This window comes from Campylobacter sp. LMG 17559 (genome assembly GCF_024723605.1).
GTDB lineage: Bacteria > Campylobacterota > Campylobacteria > Campylobacterales > Campylobacteraceae > Campylobacter_D.
The window spans coordinates 43,495-61,828 of record NZ_JANQCZ010000010.1; the positions used below are offsets into that span (position 1 = coordinate 43,495).

The 18,334-nt window shown below is 29.0% G+C and carries 21 protein-coding genes; 14 read left to right on the top strand and 7 right to left on the bottom strand.

What is annotated here, in order from left to right:
• Positions 1-31 precede the first annotated feature (31 nt).
• The 4 genes from CAMP5082_RS06220 to aspS are packed head-to-tail and all read right to left on the bottom strand — an operon-like array spanning position 32 to position 3,951.
• Positions 32-1,066 carry a hypothetical protein gene (locus tag CAMP5082_RS06220; RefSeq protein ID WP_337206221.1) on the bottom strand — a complete coding sequence of 345 codons (1,035 nt, stop codon included), beginning with the start codon at positions 1,064-1,066 and terminating at the stop codon, positions 32-34.
• Between the two features lie 35 nt (positions 1,067-1,101).
• A complete protein-coding gene (ppa, locus tag CAMP5082_RS06225; RefSeq protein WP_039618061.1) occupies positions 1,102-1,620 on the bottom strand; it encodes an inorganic diphosphatase in 519 nt (172 codons plus the stop codon).
• 10 nt (positions 1,621-1,630) lie between these two features.
• Entirely contained in the window at positions 1,631-2,203 is a 573-nt protein-coding gene (locus CAMP5082_RS06230; RefSeq protein WP_337206222.1) for an adenylate kinase, read from the bottom strand.
• A complete protein-coding gene (gene aspS / locus CAMP5082_RS06235; protein ID WP_337206223.1) occupies positions 2,200-3,951 on the bottom strand; it encodes an aspartate--tRNA ligase in 1,752 nt (583 codons plus the stop codon). The genes CAMP5082_RS06230 and aspS overlap by 4 nt, the downstream gene beginning before the upstream one ends.
• A gap of 85 nt (positions 3,952-4,036) precedes the next feature.
• On the opposite strand from aspS, the gene CAMP5082_RS06240 reads away from it, so the two are divergent.
• The 12 genes from CAMP5082_RS06240 to mrdA all read left to right on the top strand — a co-directional run bounded on the left by CAMP5082_RS06240 (position 4,037) and on the right by mrdA (position 14,737).
• Positions 4,037-4,867 carry an NAD(+)/NADH kinase gene (locus CAMP5082_RS06240; protein WP_337206224.1) on the top strand — a complete coding sequence of 277 codons (831 nt, stop codon included), beginning with the start codon at positions 4,037-4,039 and terminating at the stop codon, positions 4,865-4,867.
• On the top strand, positions 4,867-6,381 hold the full coding sequence (locus tag CAMP5082_RS06245) for an AAA family ATPase (protein WP_337206225.1): 1,515 nt from the start codon (positions 4,867-4,869) through the stop codon (positions 6,379-6,381). Before CAMP5082_RS06240 ends, CAMP5082_RS06245 begins: the two co-directional genes overlap by 1 nt.
• A gap of 61 nt (positions 6,382-6,442) precedes the next feature.
• Positions 6,443-7,687 carry a bile resistance response regulator CbrR gene (gene cbrR, locus CAMP5082_RS06250; protein ID WP_337206226.1) on the top strand — a complete coding sequence of 415 codons (1,245 nt, stop codon included), beginning with the start codon at positions 6,443-6,445 and terminating at the stop codon, positions 7,685-7,687.
• The gene (locus CAMP5082_RS06255) at positions 7,678-8,475 is read left to right on the top strand and encodes a TatD family hydrolase (protein WP_337206227.1); all 798 of its coding nucleotides are present in this window, start codon (positions 7,678-7,680) and stop codon (positions 8,473-8,475) included. The genes cbrR and CAMP5082_RS06255 overlap by 10 nt, the downstream gene beginning before the upstream one ends.
• The gene (locus tag CAMP5082_RS06260) at positions 8,475-9,626 is read left to right on the top strand and encodes a lytic transglycosylase domain-containing protein (protein WP_337206228.1); all 1,152 of its coding nucleotides are present in this window, start codon (positions 8,475-8,477) and stop codon (positions 9,624-9,626) included. The genes CAMP5082_RS06255 and CAMP5082_RS06260 overlap by 1 nt, the downstream gene beginning before the upstream one ends.
• A complete protein-coding gene (locus CAMP5082_RS06265; protein ID WP_337206229.1) occupies positions 9,562-10,401 on the top strand; it encodes a septal ring lytic transglycosylase RlpA family protein in 840 nt (279 codons plus the stop codon). The genes CAMP5082_RS06260 and CAMP5082_RS06265 overlap by 65 nt, the downstream gene beginning before the upstream one ends.
• Positions 10,402-10,405: 4 nt before the next feature.
• Positions 10,406-10,894 (top strand): HAD hydrolase family protein, encoded by a 489-nt coding sequence (locus CAMP5082_RS06270; protein ID WP_337206230.1) that lies wholly within the window; start codon positions 10,406-10,408, stop codon positions 10,892-10,894.
• Positions 10,873-11,391: a hypothetical protein gene (locus tag CAMP5082_RS06275; protein ID WP_337206231.1), complete on the top strand. Its 519-nt coding sequence runs from the start codon at positions 10,873-10,875 to the stop codon at positions 11,389-11,391. Before CAMP5082_RS06270 ends, CAMP5082_RS06275 begins: the two co-directional genes overlap by 22 nt.
• On the top strand, positions 11,373-11,831 hold the full coding sequence (lptA, locus tag CAMP5082_RS06280) for a lipopolysaccharide transport periplasmic protein LptA (protein WP_337206232.1): 459 nt from the start codon (positions 11,373-11,375) through the stop codon (positions 11,829-11,831). The genes CAMP5082_RS06275 and lptA overlap by 19 nt, the downstream gene beginning before the upstream one ends.
• Complete coding sequence (yihA, locus tag CAMP5082_RS06285; RefSeq protein WP_337206233.1) at positions 11,828-12,427, top strand: ribosome biogenesis GTP-binding protein YihA/YsxC; 600 nt, start codon at positions 11,828-11,830, stop codon at positions 12,425-12,427. The genes lptA and yihA overlap by 4 nt, the downstream gene beginning before the upstream one ends.
• A complete protein-coding gene (locus CAMP5082_RS06290; protein ID WP_337206234.1) occupies positions 12,417-12,908 on the top strand; it encodes a hypothetical protein in 492 nt (163 codons plus the stop codon). The genes yihA and CAMP5082_RS06290 overlap by 11 nt, the downstream gene beginning before the upstream one ends.
• Before the next feature lie 2 nt (positions 12,909-12,910).
• The gene (gene mrdA / locus CAMP5082_RS06295; protein ID WP_337206235.1) at positions 12,911-14,737 is read left to right on the top strand and encodes a penicillin-binding protein 2; all 1,827 of its coding nucleotides are present in this window, start codon (positions 12,911-12,913) and stop codon (positions 14,735-14,737) included.
• Here the strand turns inward: mrdA and queA are convergent.
• The 3 genes from queA to tatB are packed head-to-tail and all read right to left on the bottom strand — an operon-like array spanning position 14,730 to position 16,880.
• Positions 14,730-15,758, bottom strand: coding sequence for a tRNA preQ1(34) S-adenosylmethionine ribosyltransferase-isomerase QueA (gene queA, locus CAMP5082_RS06300; protein WP_337206246.1), 1,029 nt, complete (start codon positions 15,756-15,758; stop codon positions 14,730-14,732). The genes mrdA and queA overlap by 8 nt on opposite strands.
• A complete protein-coding gene (gene tatC, locus CAMP5082_RS06305) occupies positions 15,745-16,485 on the bottom strand; it encodes a twin-arginine translocase subunit TatC (RefSeq protein WP_039628251.1) in 741 nt (246 codons plus the stop codon). The genes queA and tatC overlap by 14 nt, the downstream gene beginning before the upstream one ends.
• A 2-nt stretch (positions 16,486-16,487) precedes the next feature.
• Positions 16,488-16,880, bottom strand: a complete 393-nt coding sequence (tatB, locus tag CAMP5082_RS06310; RefSeq protein ID WP_039618091.1) for a Sec-independent protein translocase protein TatB — start codon at positions 16,878-16,880, stop codon at positions 16,488-16,490.
• Between the two features lie 150 nt (positions 16,881-17,030).
• On the opposite strand from tatB, the gene CAMP5082_RS06315 reads away from it, so the two are divergent.
• On the top strand, positions 17,031-18,005 hold the full coding sequence (locus CAMP5082_RS06315) for a permease (RefSeq protein ID WP_337206236.1): 975 nt from the start codon (positions 17,031-17,033) through the stop codon (positions 18,003-18,005).
• Between the two features lie 8 nt (positions 18,006-18,013).
• Positions 18,014-18,334 carry an ArsR/SmtB family transcription factor gene (locus tag CAMP5082_RS06320; protein WP_337206237.1) on the top strand — a complete coding sequence of 107 codons (321 nt, stop codon included), beginning with the start codon at positions 18,014-18,016 and terminating at the stop codon, positions 18,332-18,334.

The window sequence follows — 18,334 nt, forward strand, 5'->3', positions numbered from 1 at the left end:
TGTTAAAGAAGTTTTGAATTTTAGAAATTAGTTATAAAAAACTAATTTCTACTTTACGATTATTTTGTCTTTGAGAATCAGATTTATCTTTAGTAGGATAGGTGTCTTTTCCTAAAGATTCTATTTCTATAACCTCAGTAAAGCTAAAGAAATGTTTAGCCACATTCATTGCTCTATTTAATCCTATCATGTAGTTTGCAAAAGTACTACCTCTATCGTCTGCATAACCTTGAATTTTGATTTTTTTGATTATATCTTCTCTTGCTAGATTTTGATTGATTTTTTCAAGTAAATTTTCATTGCTATATTCGCTATATCCATTTCTTTCAAATAAAAATTTCAAATCAGAAATTTTAACATCTACATAATTATATTTTTTCTTATTTTTAGCAAAAACAATATCTTTGTTATATATGCTTAATTTCATATTATCATTTGATAGCATATCGATAAAAATAGTTAAATTATAATCTTGGGAATTAACTTTAATAGGATTAATTATTTCTTTTAACATATCAATTCTATAATCACTTAAGCTTTTTCCATCTAATACATAAACTTTAACAAAATCATCACTCAATCTTGGCTCATATCTGCTAGTTTTGCCTTTTGCAATGTATTCTTGCATGGTATTTTTATATTTTGTTGTTTTTTCTTTTTTTACGCTTGTTTGTTTGTTGTTTTCAACTGGAGTTTTTTCTTCTTTTTGGACTACTTTAGGTGTGATAGTTTCATTTTTGGAAACTTCAGCTATATTTGTTTGGGTTGTTGGCACGACTTCTTGAGTACTTGTATTTTCATCTATGATAGGATTGTTTTGTACCGGAGTTTCTTCTTTTAAAGGCTCTTGGTTTGTTTGCTGTGGTTGGTAGTAAGTATTATCACTTATATTATTTCTTTCTTGATTGTATTGAGTGCTTGGTGGAGTGTAGCTTTGATAAGAACTACTTTTTTTATAATCATATACATAAGTATTTGAATCATCTTCAAAATACCACATATAAAAACCAATACTAGCGCCTATTAGCACCACAAAAGCTATACTAAAAGCAATAATACTTTTCATTTTTTATCCTTTGTGAAGTCCTTAAAAGGACTTAATTATTTATAATTTTTAATAGAATTTTCTAAAATTTCACTTGCTTTTTCAATACCTGCAAATTCTTTTACTTTTACCCATTTGTTTGGTTCAAGCATTTTATATGTTTCAAAGAAATTTTTGATTTTATCTAAGCTTGCTTTTGGTAAATCATCTAAACTTTTAATACTATCATATCTTGGGTCAATTTTACTTACAGGAACAGCAAGTAATTTTTCATCCATACCGCTTTCATCTTCCATTAATAACACTCCTATTAAACGACAAGGAATCACAGCTCCTGCTTGGATAGGGTATTCATTTAATACTAAAACATCAATAGGATCGCCATCATCTGCAAGAGTATTTGGTATAAAACCATAGTTTGCTGGATAAAACATAGCTGAATACATTACACGATCAACCATGATGGCTCCGCTTTCTTTGTCAAGTTCGTATTTAATGTTTGAACCATAAGGAATTTCAATAACCGCATTAAGTTTGTTTGGTACTTCTCCAACTTTGATTTTGCTAATATCCATTTTTTATCCTTTATTTTAATAAATCATTGATTAAATTTTTCATATCAGCTACGATAGCTTCAATACTTCTTTCACCATTGATTACATGGTGGATATTTTCTTTAGTATAAAAATTTGTTATTTCTTCTAAAGGTTCTAAGTAAACTTTCATTCTATTATTGAAAACTTCTTCGTTATCATCAGCACCTCTAGCACGCCCTAAAACTCTTTCTCTAGCAACTTCTTCGCTAACTTTAACTTCTATAACACCTTTTAAATTTACTTCACTTTGGTTTTTTAATACCTTATCAAACTCAAGCATTTGTTCAGCACTTCTTGGATAACCATCGATAAGTATTGTGTTAGTTGGTGCATTTTTTAAAGCAGTGATGATAGTATTTACAACTACATCTAGTGGAACTAAATTTCCCTTAGAAATAAAACTATCAATAGTCTTTCCAAGCTCGCTTCCACTAGCCACTTCTGCTCTTAGTAAATCACCTGTAGAATAGTGAGTAATATTTGCATCATCTTTAGCTATGATGCTTGCATCGGTTGTTTTACCACTACCTGGTGCACCTATAATTAAAAATAATTGTTTCATTTAGTATTCTCCCTTAATCTTATACCTAATTCTCTCATTTGTTCATTGCTTACTTCGCTTGGAGCTTGAGTCATAAGACATTGTGCTCTTTGTGTTTTAGGAAAAGCTATAACTTCTCTAATGCTTGAAGATTTTGTTAAAAGCATGATAAGCCTATCAAGACCTATTGCTATACCACCATGTGGCGGTGCTCCAAAGCTTAATGCATCAAGTAAGAAATCAAATTTCTTTCTTTGCTCTTCTTCATCAATATTTAAAAGCTTAAAGACTTTTTGTTGGATAGGGCTTTTATGAATTCTTATACTACCACCACCTAATTCTACACCATTTAATACCACATCATGTGCAATAGAATTAATCTCTTCTAAATCTTGCTCATCAATGTTTTTTGGCATAGTAAATGGATGGTGCATTGCAGAATAGTTTCCATCATCATTTTGTTCAAACATAGGAAAATCAATAACCCATAAAAATTCTAATTTATCTTCATCAATAATTTTCATTTCATCAGCAAGGAATAATCTAAATCTACCCATATAATCAAGCACGGTTTTCTTAGCCCCTGCACCAAAAAATACTACATCTCCAACTTCTAATTCACATCTTTGAATTAAAGCGTTTAAATCCTCTTCACTAAAGAATTTGCAAAGTGGACCCTTAGGACCATCTTCTTTCATTTGTATGAACGCAAGTCCTGCTGCTCCAAATTTGCGTACAAATTCTTCAAATCTTTGCATTTGGCGTTTAGAAAAAATCGTATCGCCTTTTGGAACTCTTAAGGCTTTAATGCGATTTTTCTTTGTATCTTTTGCGATATTTGCAAAAATTTCGTTATTTGATTTTGCAAAAATATCAATCACATCAATAAATTTCATATCAAATCTTAAATCAGGTTTATCAGAGCCATAATTTTCCATAGCTTCTTTATAACTCATTTGTCTAAAAGGTATGCTAATTTCTTTTCCGCAAGCTTTGAAAATATCTTTAAGTAAATTTTCTGCCATAGCTATGATATCTTTTTGCTCGCAAAAACTCATCTCTATGTCTATTTGAGTAAATTCAGGTTGGCGATCCGCTCTTAAATCTTCATCTCTAAAGCATTTTGCAATTTGAAAATATCTATCAAATCCTGAACACATTAAAAGTTGTTTGAAAAGTTGGGGACTTTGAGGTAAGGCATAAAATTCGCCTTGATGTACACGTGATGGTACTAAATAATCCCTTGCACCTTCTGGAGTGGCTTTAGTTAAAATAGGGGTTTCAACTTCTAAAAATCCCATGCTTGATAAAGAATTTCTTGCTGCTATACAAGCAGTTGATCTTAGAGCAAAATTATCATAAAGTTTTTTGCTTCTTAAATCTAAAAATCTATATTTTAATCTTAATTCTTCATTAACGCTTTCATCGCCTATAGCAAAAGGTATTACAGCACTTTCATTTTCAATAGTAAGTTTATTTATAACAACTTCTATTTCTCCGGTTTTTAATTTTGGATTTACAAGTCCTTCACCGCGTGGGCGAATTTTACCTTGTGCTATTAAAACATATTCATTTCTTACTGATGAAGCTATATTATGTGCTTCTTGATTATCTGCAGGATCACATACTAACTGTATAAGTCCGCTACGATCTCTAAGATCGATAAAAATTACACCTCCATGATCACGGTAAGAATTTACCCAACCACATAATGTTACTTCCTCGCCAACATTTTGTATGTTAAGCTCTGTATTATAATGAGTTCTCAAAATTTTTCCTTAGCTTAATTTTGTTCAATTTTGTTATTATAGTATTTTATTCTTTTGCTTAGCTAAGTTTTGTTATAATTTTTTTATGAAAAAAAATATAAATATAGAAAAAATTCAAAAAATAGGCTTATTTTGTAGGTTAAACACAAATTTAAATGAGCAAATTGATTTTTTAAGAGCAATTTTTTTGCAAAAAAATATAGAGCTTGTGTTGCTAGAGCAAGAAAAAATTAATCTAAAAGATTTACAAGAATTAGATTTTTTGATTTCTCTGGGTGGAGATGGTACACTTTTGTCTTTATGTAGACAAGTTTATCAAGCTAAAAAGCCTATTTTGGGTATAAATGCAGGAAATTTAGGTTTTTTAACAGCTCTTTCTTTTAATGAGTTAGAAAGTTTTTTTAAAGATTTTTTTAAAAGTGATTTTAAAATAGAAAAAGCCAAAATGCTTCAAATTACCTTGTATAAAAAAAATAAAATCATTAAAAAATTTGCTTTTAATGATGCGGTTTTTTCTCGTGATAATGCTTTAATGGCAAATGTAGAAGTTTTTTTTGAAAATAAACTTTTTAATGCTTATTATGGAGATGGTTTGATTATAGCTAGTTCAAGTGGCTCGACTGCTTATAATATTAGTGCAGGTGGGCCTATAGTGCATCCTTGGAGTGAAATTTTTGTTCTAACTCCAGTTTGCTCTCATTCTTTAACTCAAAGGCCCATAGTTTTACCTTATGGCTTTGAACTTGAATTAAAAGTTGAGCATTGTTTGCTGTATTTAGATGGGCAAGAAGTGATTGATCCTAAAGAATATGATAGAATTCTTATAGGACTTAGCAAAAAAGAACTTAGTTTTATACATAAAAAAGATAGAGATTATTTCCAAGTTTTAAAAGAAAAGTTAAATTGGGGCAAGTGATGATAGAGAGTATTTTTATTAAAGAAAATTTAGGTTTTAAACAAGCAAAATTAGACTTAGAAGCTGGACTTACTGTCTTTACTGGCTTAAGTGGTGCTGGAAAGTCTGTACTTTTTAAGGCTATTTTGGCAGCATTTGCTCTAAGTGAGAGTGAAGCTAAAATGGTAGAAATTTTGTTAAATGATGAACTTGAATTAGATGAGTTTGGTATCGAAAATGAAGAATTAAATATATTTAAACTTTTAAAAGATAAAAGCTCGCGTTATTTTATCAATAATCAACTTATTTCAAAAAAGAATTTAGCCTTGCTTTCTAAGAAATTTGTAAAATATCTTTCAGCTAAGGAAAATAATGAGTTTTCAAATGAAAGATTTTTAAACTTACTTGATTTTATGCAATCAAAAGAGGATAAGAAATTTCAAGATTTTTTAAATGAATATAAAAATATTTATAAAGAATATATGGAAAATAAAACTAAATTAGAAAAAATTCAAGAAGAAGAAAAAAAGGTAGAAGAATTAAAAGAATTTACGAGCTTTGAAATACAAAAAATTCAAAGTATTAACCCAAAAATAGGCGAATTTGATGAATTAATGAGTTTTAAAAAAAGACTTTCGAAAAAAGATAAAATTGACGCTGCTTGGAACAGGGCAAGTAGAATTTTTGAGTTAGAATCAGCAGTGATTGAAGCTTTGCAAATTAGTGATGTTGATAGTTCATTTTTTTCAGAGTGTTTAAATGAACTAAGGGCAGTGTGGGAAAATCAAAGTTTTGATGATTTTGATTTTGATATAGAAGAAGTACTTGATAGGATAGAAAAACTTTCTTCTTTGATTTCAAAATATGGAAGTATAGAAGAAGCTTTAGAAGCTTTAGAGAAGAAAAAAGCAGAATTAGCTCATTATGAAAATTTAAGTTTTGAAAAAAAGGAATTAGAAAAAAAAGTACAAAATGCTAAAATACTTTTAGATGAGAAAAGTCAAAAATTAAGTACTTTGCGTAAAAAAAGATTAAATGAGCTTGAAAAATTACTTAATTTTTATCTTGAAAAACTTTATATGAAAGAAGTTAAATTAGAACTTAAAGATTGTGCTTTAAGTATTTTAGGTAAAGATGAAGTGAGTTTAAATATCAATGAGGCTAGTTTAAAAAATTTAAGTTCAGGCGAGATAAACCGTCTAAGACTTTCTTTTATTGCAACAGAATGTAATGTTACTAATAAAGCTAGTGGGATAATATTTTTAGATGAAATTGATGCAAATTTAAGTGGTAAAGAAGCAATGAGTATAGCCGAAGTATTAAAAGAGCTTGCTAAGTTTTATCAAATTTTTGCAATTTCACATTTACCACAGCTTTCATCAAAAGCAAGTAATCATTTTTTAGTAGAAAAAATAGGAAATGAAAGTAGGGTAAGAAGAATAGAAAAAGAAGAAAGAGTAAGAGAACTTGCTAGAATGGTAAGTGGAGAAAATATCACACAAGAGGCTTTAGAATTTACTAGAACTTTACTTTAAAAACAAAAAGTAAATTTCTATATGTTATAATTATACTTTGAAATTATAAAGAGAGTTGGCTATGGAAGAAAAAATTTTAATTATTGATGATAACAAAATGCTCACAAAGCTTTTGGCAAAAAAAGTAGAAAATACTTTGGGTTTAAAAGTGGATGTTGCTTTTGATATGAATAGTGCTAAAGAATTAGTGAAAAATGATTATTTTATGGCTTTTGTAGATCTTTGTTTGCCAGATGCTCCCAATGGAGAAGTGGTGGATGTGGTTTTAGAAAAAAATATTCCTGCTATAGTACTTACAGGAAGTAGTGATGGGCAAACGCGTAAGAAATTTATGGAAAAAGATATTATAGGTTATATACAAAAAGAAAGCGAAAGCTGTATTGATGAAATGCTAAGTTCCATTAGAATGCTTCAAAAAAACAATAAAACTAAGATAATTTTAGCAATCGCTAATGTAACTTTACGCGCAGAAATGAAAAAAAATCTTAATAATCAACTTTTTAATGTTTTAGCAGCAGCACATGGAGAAGAAGCGCTAAGTTATCTTAGTGATAATCCTGATACAAAATTGGTAATTTGTGATGCAACTATGCCTGTAATTAATGGGGAAGATTTGCTTGTAGAAATTCGCTCAAAATATTCTAAGATAGAACTTGGTGTGATCATGGTTGGAGATAAAGATGATGCGCTAGAGGCAAGAGCTTTTAGGAAAGGTGTGAATGATTATGTGATTAGACCTTTTCAAAAAGAATCACTTAATTGTAGAGTGAATAATTGCTTAGATTATATGCAAAAATGTGTTTTACTTGATGAGTATAGTTTGGGTAAAGATTTGCTAACAGGACTTGATGATTATGCAAATTTTGAAAAAAGATTTTTAGATTATTTAGAAGATATGCAAGAAAATGAAGAATTAGCTTTGGCATTAATTGATATAGACAATCTTGCAACAATTAACTATGAACTAAGTTATGATTGTGGCGATGGAGTGATTAAACACACAGCTAAAAAAATTAAAGATCAAATTCGCGGTATGGATTTAGCAACTAGAATTGAAGATGGTAAATTTTACGTACTTTTAAAAAATACAGATAATAAAGAAGCATTGAAAGCTTTTTCAAATATAAGAGTAAATATTGCTAAAGAAAGTGTTTTAATAGCTTTAGATGAGGTTGATTATAGTATTTCTGTAGGAGTTGCTTTTGGAGGTAAAACAAGCCAAATACAAGATTTGTTTGATAATGCTCAAAAGGCACTAGATTTAGCTAAGGCTAATGGTAAAAATAGGGTAGAGGTATGTTTTTAGATTGTGATTTTAGCGAAAAAATCATAGATACACATTGTCATCTAGATAGTCAAGCTTATTTTGGATATTTGGATGAGATGTTAAATCATGCCTTTGTTAATGGAGTAGACAAAATCATCATACCTGGAGCGGATATAAAAGATTTGCCAAGAGCAAGAGAAATTGCACATGATTATGAAAATGTGTATTTTTCTTGTGGGGTACATCCTTATGATATAGATGATTTTGATTTGGATGTTTTAAAAGAATTTATAAATGATAAAAAATGCATTGCAGTGGGTGAGTGCGGGCTTGATTATTATCGTTTAAGGGTTGATGAGGATGAAATAAAAGCAAAGCAAAAAGAAGTTTTTATAGCTCAAATTCAGCTAGCTATCGAATATAAAAAGCCTTTGATTGTTCATGTGCGTGAAGCTAATGAAGATAGTTTTAATATTTTAAAAACATATGCAAAAGATTTACAAGGTGGCGTTTTACATTGTTTTAATGCTAGTGAGCTTTTACTTCAGCTAGCAGATGATAGTTTTTATTTTGGTATAGGTGGGGTTTTAACTTTTAAAAATGCAAGAAAACTAGTGGAAGTTTTACCTAAAATTCCAAAAGATAAACTAGTCTTAGAAACAGATGGACCTTATTTAACTCCAGAGCCACATCGTGGCAAGGTAAATGATCCTATTTTGACCCATTTTGTAGCTCAAAAAATGGCTGAGCTTTTAAATTTATCTAAAAATGAAATAATAAAACTTACTAATTCTAACGCTAATCGTTTGTTTTTCCAAGGTTTATGATGAAAAAAAGCTTTTTATTTTTTATTTTAGTATTATTATGTTTAAATGCTAAAGCCTTGCAATTTACTCCAGAGCACTATACTCAACAAGCACAAATTTTAAGAAATTTAGATATAGAAGCAAGCTATCTTAGTGATATGATTTTTTTAGAATTTAAAGAATCTTCCATGGATATGCATTCTAAAACTTTAGTAGATACGATGAGGGAATTTTACAAAATCACCCCGATTATCCGCAAAATCCTAGAAAAAGAAAATATCCCTCAAGAATTTTTATACTTAGCAATTGTAGAATCTGGTTTAAAAATTCATTCTATTTCAAGAACTAAAGCTGTGGGTGTTTGGCAATTTATGAAACCAACAGCACAAACTTTGGGTTTAAGAATAGATCCTTATGTAGATGAGAGAAAAGATTTAGTAAAATCAACTTATGCAGCTATTACTTATTTAAAACAACTAAAAGAGCAGTTTGGAAAATGGTATTTGGCTATTTTAGCTTATAATTGCGGTGATGGTAAATTACGTCAAGCTATAAAAAAAGCAAAAAGTGATGATTTAAGGGTTTTGCTTGATCCTGATAAAAAATACTTGCCATTAGAAACTAGAATTTTTATTAGAAAAATTCTTACTATGGCATTTTTAGCAAATAATAATGATTTTTTAATTTCTCAAGATAGCGCTTTGCTTAATTATGCCTTATCAAGTGAAGTTAAAAAAATCTCAGTTCCACCAAGTGTTTCTTTAAGAGAGCTTGCCAAAGTAGCTAAAATGTCTTATAAAGAATTTAAGCGTTATAATCCACATTTTAATTATGACTTTACTCCACCTGATAAAAAAGATTATTATATGTACATTCCTTTAAGCAAAAGTGTGGCAGTAGAAAAGGCATTGGAGAATGTAAAATTAGCCAAGGTGGATACAACCATTCCACATACAAAAATTTATATAGTAAAAGAAGGTGATAGTCTTTATACTATTGCAAGAAAACACAAAATAAGTGTTGAAAGCATTAAAGAATATAATAAAATCAAAGGAAATTTAATCAATATCAATCAAAAACTTGTGTTAAAAATTAAGGAGAATAATAATGCAAAAATCAAAACAACTCAAAAAATATTCAAAAGCTCTCATACAAAAGTCGTTAGTCGTTAGTTGTGTAGGAGTTTTGTTTAGTGCTTGTAGTATGATGCCTATTAGCACACCTACTGTGTATTATCCAGAGAGGGATTTTAAAAGTGTAAAGCACAATAACACTAGTTTAAAAGGTACTATGAAGCCTTACACTATTAATGGTAAAACTTATTATCCAACTGTAGTAGAAGTAGGTGAGACTGCTGGTGGTATAGCTAGTTGGTATGGACCGGGCTTCCATGGTAAAAAAACCTCCAATGGTGAAACTTATGATCAACACGCTTATACTGCAGCTCATAAAACTTTACCTATGAATACCATAGTAAAAGTAACTAATTTAAAAAATCACCGTCAAACTACTGTTAGGATTAACGATAGAGGGCCTTTTGTAGCAGGTAGGATTATAGATTTATCTAATATGGCTGCAAGAGATATAGATATGATTCAATCTGGAACAGCTCCTGTAAGACTTGAAGTGATTGGCTTTGGAACAAGTGCAAGTTCGGGTTCAGTTCATACTAATTCTAATTTAGGCAGCAGTGGAGAGATTGCTGATAGTGGTCATATTTTCCAAGGTGGATCTTTTATGGTGCAAATTGGAGCATTTAGAAATAAAAGTGGTGCAGAGCTAATAGCAAGTAGATACAAAAATTATAATTCTTATACTTCAACTATACAAACAAGTGCTAAAGATGGTTTACATAGGGTATTTTTAAAAGGCTTTAGAAGTGAGCAAGAAGCAAGAGATTTTGTTGATAGCGGATCTTTCCCGGGTGCGTTTATAGTAAGAGAGTAAGATTATGATAGAACTTATTTTTTTAGATGTAGATGGTTGTTTAACAGATGGTAAAATCATCTACACACAAAACTATGGTGAGATTAAAGAATTTAATGTAAAAGATGGCGCGGCGATTGAAGCTTGGCAAAAGCTTGGTAAAAAAGTTGCTATCATTACAGGTAGAACTAGTGAGTGTGTATATTTTAGAGCTAGGGATTTAAAAATTGATTTAGTTTATCAAGGCATTAGTGATAAACTAGCTTGTGCTAAAGAAATTTTAGAAAAATTAAATTTAGAGTTTTCTCAATGTGCTGCTATTGGGGATTATTATAATGATATGAGTTTGCTTGAAGCAGTTGCTTATAGCTTTAAGCCAAAAGATGCACATAAGGCTTTGAAAACTGATAAAGTTTTAAATAGAAAAGGTGGTAATGGGGCAGTGAGTGAGATGATAGAAATTTTAATTGAACATAATAATATGCAAGCTCAATGGGACAAACTTTGGCGATAAAAATTTTTGCTATATTAATGAGTTTATTTGCCTTTGTTATGGTGATTTTAAGTACCCAAGATCCATATTTATTTGCCATAAAACCACAAAAGATAGATGTGGCAAATATGCAAGCTTTTGATGTGCTTGATTATGAGTTAAATGCTAGTGTAATTAAGGCTACATATCAGGCAAGTCGTTGGGTAAAATACCAAGATAAAGATATTTTTGATGATTTTAAAGTGCAAGCGCTTGATTATAATTTAAGTTCAGATTTATTAGTAAGGAATGAAGAAAAATCCATTTTAGAAGGTAATGTAAGTTATTTTGATCATAATCAAACTTCTATTTTTACCCAAAAAGCAACTTATGATATGAAAAATAAAATTTTATTTTCTAATGATAATTTTAAAGCATATATAGGTTTAAATGAAGTTTTTGGGGATAATTTTTTATATGATGTAAATCAAAAAGAATTAAAAATTCAAGGAATAAAAGCATGGTTTTTAGAGCAATAATTTTTTTGTGTTTGTTAAATTTACTCGCATTTAGTGCGCAAAAAATAGAAGTTTATGCTAAAGATTTTTATTTAGATGAAAAAAACGAAACAAGTGTATTAACCGGTGATGTGGAAGTTAAAAAAGGTAAAGATATTTTAAATTCGCAAAAATTAGTTATTTATATGAAAAATAAACAACCTATTAAATATATAGCTACTAAAGATGCTAAATTTAAAATCATGATGAAAGATAAAACTTATCATGGAAGTGGTGATGAGTTTGTTTATAATGTAGCTAAGGATACATATGAGATTAATGGCAAAGCAAAAATTACAGAAATACAAACAAAAAAAGAACTCATAGGGGATAAAATCATAGTAGATAGAAAAAATATGACTTATAGAGTAGTGAGTAAAGATAAAAAACCTGTGAAATTTGTATTTGAAGTAAAAGAATGATACTTAATGCTAAATTTTTAATTTCTGCTTCCAAAATAGACGAAGCTCCACAACCTATATACACTGAAATCGCTTTTTTAGGACGCTCTAATGTGGGTAAAAGTTCTTTGATTAATACTCTTTGTAAGAATAAAAATTTAGCAAAAAGCTCTTCAACTCCAGGTAAAACACAGCTTATTAATTTTTTTGAAGTTGATTGTAAAAAAGATGAAGATAAATTCAAATTAATGTTTATTGATTTACCTGGTTTTGGTTATGCTAAAGTGAGCAAAAAAACTAAGGCTATTTGGAATAAAAATTTAGATGAGTTTTTAAAAGAGCGTAGCTCTATTAAACTTTTTATTCATCTAATAGATTCAAGACATGATAATTTAGATATTGATACAAATTTAGATTTGTATTTAGATTCTTTTATTAGAGCTGATCAAAAAAAAATAACAGTTTTTACAAAAGCAGACAAGCTCAATCAAAGCCAAAAAGCAAAAATTTTAAATACAAATAAAAATGCTATCTTAGTGTCAAATTTGAAAAAAAATGGTATTGATAAATTAGAACAAAAAATCATTTTAGAGAGCTTGGGTTTTAATGAGGAGTAGAAATTTAGTAAAAAATAGATTTGATTTTTCTTATTTATTTTTTTATCTATCTTTGATTTTTTATCAAGTGCTAAGCTCTGTGTATTATTGGATACCTCCTTTATTTGGGGTATTTTTTTGTTATATGATAGTGCTTTTAAAAGAAAAAGAAAGAACCCTTAATAAGCTTGATTTTAGATGGTATTTTTCTTTGTTTTATCTTTTGTTGATTGATGTTATTCATGGATTTTATCTTTTTAGCTCATGGATAGCTTTTTTTATTTTTTATCATTTTTTTGTGGATTGGTTTAAAAGTAAATTAAAACTAGGGCATTATTTACTCGTTGTATTTACTCTTTGTGCTTATATTTTCATCTATCTTTTTGATGTGTTTTTAGCATATTTAGATAATAATGAAATTTTAAAATTTGGTATTGAGTATTTATGGTTTTTTGCTGTTGAAGCTTTGATTTCTTTTGTTATTTTTAAAGGAAAAATCTGATTATGCGTATGCGCTTGGTGATGGGCTTTATAGCTTGTTTTTTTATGCTTTTGCTTGCTAGAGTGTATTATATAAGTATAAAATCTAATGTTTATTATGAAGAAATAGCTAAACAAAATGCCATTAAAACGCAATTTTTAGCACCTGTAAGAGGACAAATTTTAGATATTAAAGGCAGACCCTTAGCGGTAAATAAATTAGGTTTTTCAATCTCTATAAAGCCATATTTGCATATAAAAAAGAAAAACAGAGCTCTTTTAGAGCAAGAATTACAAGCTATAGTAGATGCTTTTCCTGATTTAAATATAACTAAATTAAAACGAAATTATATAAAAGCAGATTCTTATTATAACCAAGATTATATAGAAGTAGTTCCATTTATAGAATATAATGCGATGATTAAGCATTTTACTAAGCTTAATTTGCGTGAAAATATGCAAGTTAAATCTACTACTCAAAGATTTTATCCCTATGATGCCTTAGCTAGTCATGTTATAGGTTATGTTGGAAAAGCAAATTTAAATGATATGAATGAAAATGAAATTGCAAGATTAACTAGCTATGTAGGGCGTAGTGGTATAGAGCGTTCGTATAATGAAATTTTGCAAGGTCAAAAGGGTGAAAAGGTTAGCAAGGTAAATGCATTAAATAAAGAAATAGAAGAGCTTTCTTACAAAAAACCTACTTCAAGTAATATTACTTTAAGTATAGATCTTGACTTGCAAGAATATTTAGCTAGTATTTTTGAAAATTTAGCAGGTGCGGCTATAATAATGGATGTAAAAAGTGGGGCTATTTTAGCAGCGGGTAGTTTTCCTGAGTATAATCTTAATCCTTTTGTTACGGGTATTAGCCAAGAAGAATGGGATAAACTTTCTAATGATTTAAACCATCCTTTTACTAATAAACTTATTAACGGTCTTTATCCTCCAGGTTCAGTTGTGAAAATGGGTACAGCTTTAGCTTTTTTAGATAGTGGTAAAGTAAATGAAAATCATAAATATTTGTGTGATTCTAACTTTGAGCTTGGTGGTAGAAAATTTAGATGTTGGAAAGCTACAGGTCATGGTTATGTAGATATGAATGATGCTATTAGAGAAAGCTGTGATGTGTATTTTTATAAAGGTGCCTTAGAAGTTGGTATTGACATTATTAGTTCTGTTTTTGAAAGGATAGGTTTTGGTGCAAAAACAGGGGTTGATTTACCTAATGAATTTATAGGAACAGTACCTAATAGAATATGGAAAAAAGAAAAATACAACCAACCATGGTATCAAGGTGAAACTTTAAATACAAGCATAGGGCAAGGCGATTTTCTTGCTACTCCTATGCAAGTGGCTAAATTTACAGCTATGATTGCTACGGCGAAAAATATCACACCGCATTTTTTACATAGCGTTGATGATAATATTACTAAGATAAATTTTGACAATAATGAAAGTGTTTTTACGACTTTTGAATTATCAAAACTTCCACTTTTAAGGCGTGCTATGTATGAAGTTGCCAATGTTGATGGTGGGACTACAGCAAGATTTTTAAGAAATTCGCCTATTACCATAGCAGCTAAAACAGGAACAGCGCAGGTGGTTGGAATTTCTCAAAGTGAAAAAAAGCGTATTAAAGAAGAGGATTTAGAGTATTTTTTAAGATCTCATGCTTGGATTACTTCTTATGCACCTTATGAAAAACCACAATATGTAGTAGTAGTTTTAATCGAACATGGGAAAAGTGGTAGTAGTACAGGGGGGCCTATACTAGCTAAAATTTATCAAAAACTTATAGATTTGGGTTATATTGATAAAAAATATATCAAGAAAAAGACTAAATAATTAGCATTCCATCACCATATGAGTAAAAACGATAGTTATTTTCTATGGCTTCATGGTAAAGCTCTAAGGTTTTTTCTCTACCTATAAATGCTGCTACAAGCATAATTAAAGTTGATTTTGGCAAGTGAAAATTAGTAAGTAAATAATCAAGTCTTTGCGGGGTATTTTGTGGGTGTAAAAACAAATCACAAAAACCTTCTTTTAATTTTTTTCTATAATAATATTCTATACAACGAGTAACAGTGGTACCAACGCCTAGTATTTTCTTAGAAGAATCAATCAAAGCACAAGTTTCATCATCAATATGAAAAAATTCTGAATGCATTTTATGATCACGTATATCTTCACATTCTACACCTTTAAAAGTTCCTGCGCCAACGTGTAGTGTGATAGTATAGATATTATGATTTTTTTTAAGTTCATTGATCATCGCTTCATCAAAGTGTAAGCTTGCAGTAGGTGCGGCAACTGCGCCTTGATTTTTAGCAAAAATGCTTTGATAGTTAATGCTATCTTGTGCCTCATCTGCTCTTTTTATATAAGGTGGTAAAGGCACATGGCCTATTTTTTCTAAAATTTCAAAAACTTCATGATGACTAAGCTCTTTTTCATCATTAAAAAACTCTACTTCTCTTGTGCCATCATCATGTAATTTTTTGATTTTAGCTTTTAAAGAATTTTCAAAATATAAAATTTGCCCTTCTTTAACCTTACCCCGAATTTGCACTAAAAATTCATTATTTTTTAAAGGATGGTTGATAAAAAGTTCTATTTTACTACCACTTTCTTTGTTTCCATAAATTCTTGCTTTGATGACTTTGGTATCATTAAATATGATTTCACAAGGTGGTAAAATTTTAGCTAAGTCCTTAAAATGCAAATGTGAAATTTGATCTTTACATCTTTCATATACTAAAAGCTTGGCATTTTCTTTGGGCAAAATAGGAAAATTTGCTATAAGTTCATTTGGTAAGTTATAATCATAACTAGAAAGCAAAAGATCTTTATCAATCATTTTCATCATCTTCTTTTTGACTAGGATTAACTTTTTTAGCTATATAAATAGAAATTCCATAAAGCCCGCATAAAGGAACAGCCATTAAAAATTGCGATATAACATCAGGTGGTGTCATCATAGCTGAGAAAACAAAAATCACTAAAACTGAAACTCTAAAATGTTTTTTCAAAAAAGTATCATCAATCAGTCCAAGTTTAGCAAAGAAAAAGGTTATTACAGGCATTTCAAAAGCTAAACCAAAAGCAATTACTAATTTAGTAAAAAAGCCTACATATAAACCTATGCTAATTAAAGGCTTAAAATCTTGGGTTTGCACCCCAAAATCAATCAAAAATTTAAAAGCCAAAGGTATAACTATATAATAACAAAACAAAGCACCAAGCGCAAACATAATACTAGCAAAGCTTACAAAAGGCACTACTAATCTTTTTTCATTATCATAAAGTCCAGGTGCTACAAATTTCCAAAACTGCCAAAAAATAACTGGCAAAGAAATCAAAAAAGCTGTAAAAAACGAAACCTTCATCGCAGTAAACAAAGGCTCTTGTAACTCAACAAAGGTCATTTGTCTTGAAATTTCAGGTAAGGCCGCTTCAACAGGCGCTTTTAGTATATCTATGATATAGTTATTAAAACTAAAACATACAAAAAACATCACAACAACACAAGCAACACTTATAAATAATCTTTTTCTAAGTTCTACTAAATGCGGTTTTAATTCTTCAAACATTCTTAGCTTTCCATTTTCTGAGTATTTTTTTCATCTTTTTGAATTTTTTCTTCAAGATTAGAAAGTTCTTGTATATCTTTTTCTAAATCATTAATTTCACTTTTTAATTCTTTGGTATTATTTAAAATATCTTCTTTGAGTTGATCAAATTCTTCAAAACTTAGTTTTTTTCTGATATTTTCATTAGTTTGTGAAAATTCATCTTTGTATTTTTGTGCTTCATCTTTTAATTCTGCTATTTTTAGTTCTTTATTAATACTTGCTTTTGCTTCATCGATATTGCTTTTAATGGCTTTTAAAATTTTTGCAATTTCAACTATAGTTGAAGGTAATTTTTCAGGCCCAAGCACTAAAATAGCTACAACTAAAATAACTAAAATTTCACCAAAACTCATTATTTTATCTTCTTTCATTTGAATATATGGTTTACATTTTACATAAAAATACTTAAAAATATTATTACTTTTATCATATTAATATATAAAGATATCTTGATATATTAATATATTTTTGTTATATTGAATTAAAAATAAAAAAGGAAAAGCATGGAGAAATTAGTTTTTATTTTAAAAGATTTTCTTATTTTATTTATAGAAATATCTGTTTTGTTTATTTTAGTTAGTATGCTTATTGCTTATTTAAATGAGCGCTATGCCAAATTTTTTAATGAGCATTTAAAGAAAGATTCTTTTGCAAGCTATATAAAAGCCATACTTTTGGGTTGTTTAACTCCATTTTGCTCATGTTCAAGCATACCGCTTTTAAACGCATTTTTAAAAGCTAAAGTTCCACTTGGAGTATGCATAGCTTATTTAATCACCTCGCCTTTAATTAATCCTATTATAGTGGCGATGTTTATGGTGAGTTTTGGCTTAAAAATATCTTTATTTTATGTGGGATTTTTATTTTGTGTGATTTTATTTCTTGCTTTTTGTGTTTCTAAAATAAACACTCAAAGATTTTTTAATGAAGACTTTTTAAAAAATGAATTAGAGCAAAAGTCATGTTGTTCTAATAATACTTTTCAAAGCTCATGTTGTCAAAAACCCAGCTTGGTTTTTAACAAAAATTCCAAAACAAGTAAAATTTTAAATTTTAAAAACAAAGCTAAAGAAAGTAAAATCAAAATATTATTTTCACAAAGTTTTAAAGAGTATAAAAAAATTTTACCTTATATTGTTATAGGTATGGCTATAGGGGCTATTATACATGGTGCTTTTCCGCAAGATTTTTTTCAAAATTATATGAAAGATTATGGAGTTTTGGGTGTATTTATAGCAGCTTTTATAGGAGTTTTACTTTATATGAATTGTATAGCTATGATACCTATAGCACTAGCTTTAACTACTAGTGGAATTCCACTTGGTATAATGATGAGTTTTTTAATAGCAGGAGCAGGGTGTTCTTTACCTGAGCTTATTTTGCTTAAAAGAATTTTCAAAACAAGCTTTTTGATTTTATTTGCAAGTATGATTGTTGCTATTGCGATTAGTTTTGGACTTTTAATATTTTTCATATAAGGATTTTTATGCAAGAGTTTTTAAAAATAACAAGTGCGATTAATGATGAAAGTAGGATTTTGATCTTAGCTTTCTTACAAAAATACGGAAAACTTTGTGTGTGTGATTTGCAAAGTTCTTTAAATATGAGTCAATCAAGACTTTCAAGACATTTAAAAATTTTAAAAGAAGCTAATTTTTTAGAAGTAGATAGACAAGGTGTTTGGGCATATTATGGAGTAAAAGAAAATTTAAATAATTTTTGCAATGATATACTAAAAAACATCAATGAACTTTCCATAAAGCTTCCTGAGCTTAAAAGATTTTCTTGCGAATGCCCTAAGGGATAA

Excerpts from the sequence above, each read along its gene's own strand:
- CAMP5082_RS06315 (WP_337206236.1), top strand. The coding sequence starts at position 17,031 with ATGGAGAAATTAGTTTTTATTTTAAAAGATTTTCTTATTTTATTTATA.
- mrdA (WP_337206235.1), top strand. The coding sequence starts at position 12,911 with ATGCGTATGCGCTTGGTGATGGGCTTTATAGCTTGTTTTTTTATGCTT.
- CAMP5082_RS06320 (WP_337206237.1), top strand. The coding sequence starts at position 18,014 with ATGCAAGAGTTTTTAAAAATAACAAGTGCGATTAATGATGAAAGTAGG.
- CAMP5082_RS06260 (WP_337206228.1), top strand. The coding sequence starts at position 8,475 with ATGAAAAAAAGCTTTTTATTTTTTATTTTAGTATTATTATGTTTAAAT.
- yihA (WP_337206233.1), top strand. The coding sequence starts at position 11,828 with ATGATACTTAATGCTAAATTTTTAATTTCTGCTTCCAAAATAGACGAA.
- lptA (WP_337206232.1), top strand. The coding sequence starts at position 11,373 with ATGGTTTTTAGAGCAATAATTTTTTTGTGTTTGTTAAATTTACTCGCA.
- tatB (WP_039618091.1), bottom strand. The coding sequence starts at position 16,880 with ATGAGTTTTGGTGAAATTTTAGTTATTTTAGTTGTAGCTATTTTAGTG.
- CAMP5082_RS06270 (WP_337206230.1), top strand. The coding sequence starts at position 10,406 with ATGATAGAACTTATTTTTTTAGATGTAGATGGTTGTTTAACAGATGGT.
- CAMP5082_RS06255 (WP_337206227.1), top strand. The coding sequence starts at position 7,678 with ATGTTTTTAGATTGTGATTTTAGCGAAAAAATCATAGATACACATTGT.
- cbrR (WP_337206226.1), top strand. The coding sequence starts at position 6,443 with ATGGAAGAAAAAATTTTAATTATTGATGATAACAAAATGCTCACAAAG.
- CAMP5082_RS06240 (WP_337206224.1), top strand. The coding sequence starts at position 4,037 with ATGAAAAAAAATATAAATATAGAAAAAATTCAAAAAATAGGCTTATTT.
- CAMP5082_RS06290 (WP_337206234.1), top strand. The coding sequence starts at position 12,417 with ATGAGGAGTAGAAATTTAGTAAAAAATAGATTTGATTTTTCTTATTTA.
- queA (WP_337206246.1), bottom strand. The coding sequence starts at position 15,758 with ATGAAAATGATTGATAAAGATCTTTTGCTTTCTAGTTATGATTATAAC.
- ppa (WP_039618061.1), bottom strand. The coding sequence starts at position 1,620 with ATGGATATTAGCAAAATCAAAGTTGGAGAAGTACCAAACAAACTTAAT.
- CAMP5082_RS06265 (WP_337206229.1), top strand. The coding sequence starts at position 9,562 with ATGCAAAAATCAAAACAACTCAAAAAATATTCAAAAGCTCTCATACAA.
- CAMP5082_RS06275 (WP_337206231.1), top strand. The coding sequence starts at position 10,873 with ATGGGACAAACTTTGGCGATAAAAATTTTTGCTATATTAATGAGTTTA.
- tatC (WP_039628251.1), bottom strand. The coding sequence starts at position 16,485 with ATGTTTGAAGAATTAAAACCGCATTTAGTAGAACTTAGAAAAAGATTA.
- CAMP5082_RS06220 (WP_337206221.1), bottom strand. The coding sequence starts at position 1,066 with ATGAAAAGTATTATTGCTTTTAGTATAGCTTTTGTGGTGCTAATAGGC.
- CAMP5082_RS06230 (WP_337206222.1), bottom strand. The coding sequence starts at position 2,203 with ATGAAACAATTATTTTTAATTATAGGTGCACCAGGTAGTGGTAAAACA.
- CAMP5082_RS06245 (WP_337206225.1), top strand. The coding sequence starts at position 4,867 with ATGATAGAGAGTATTTTTATTAAAGAAAATTTAGGTTTTAAACAAGCA.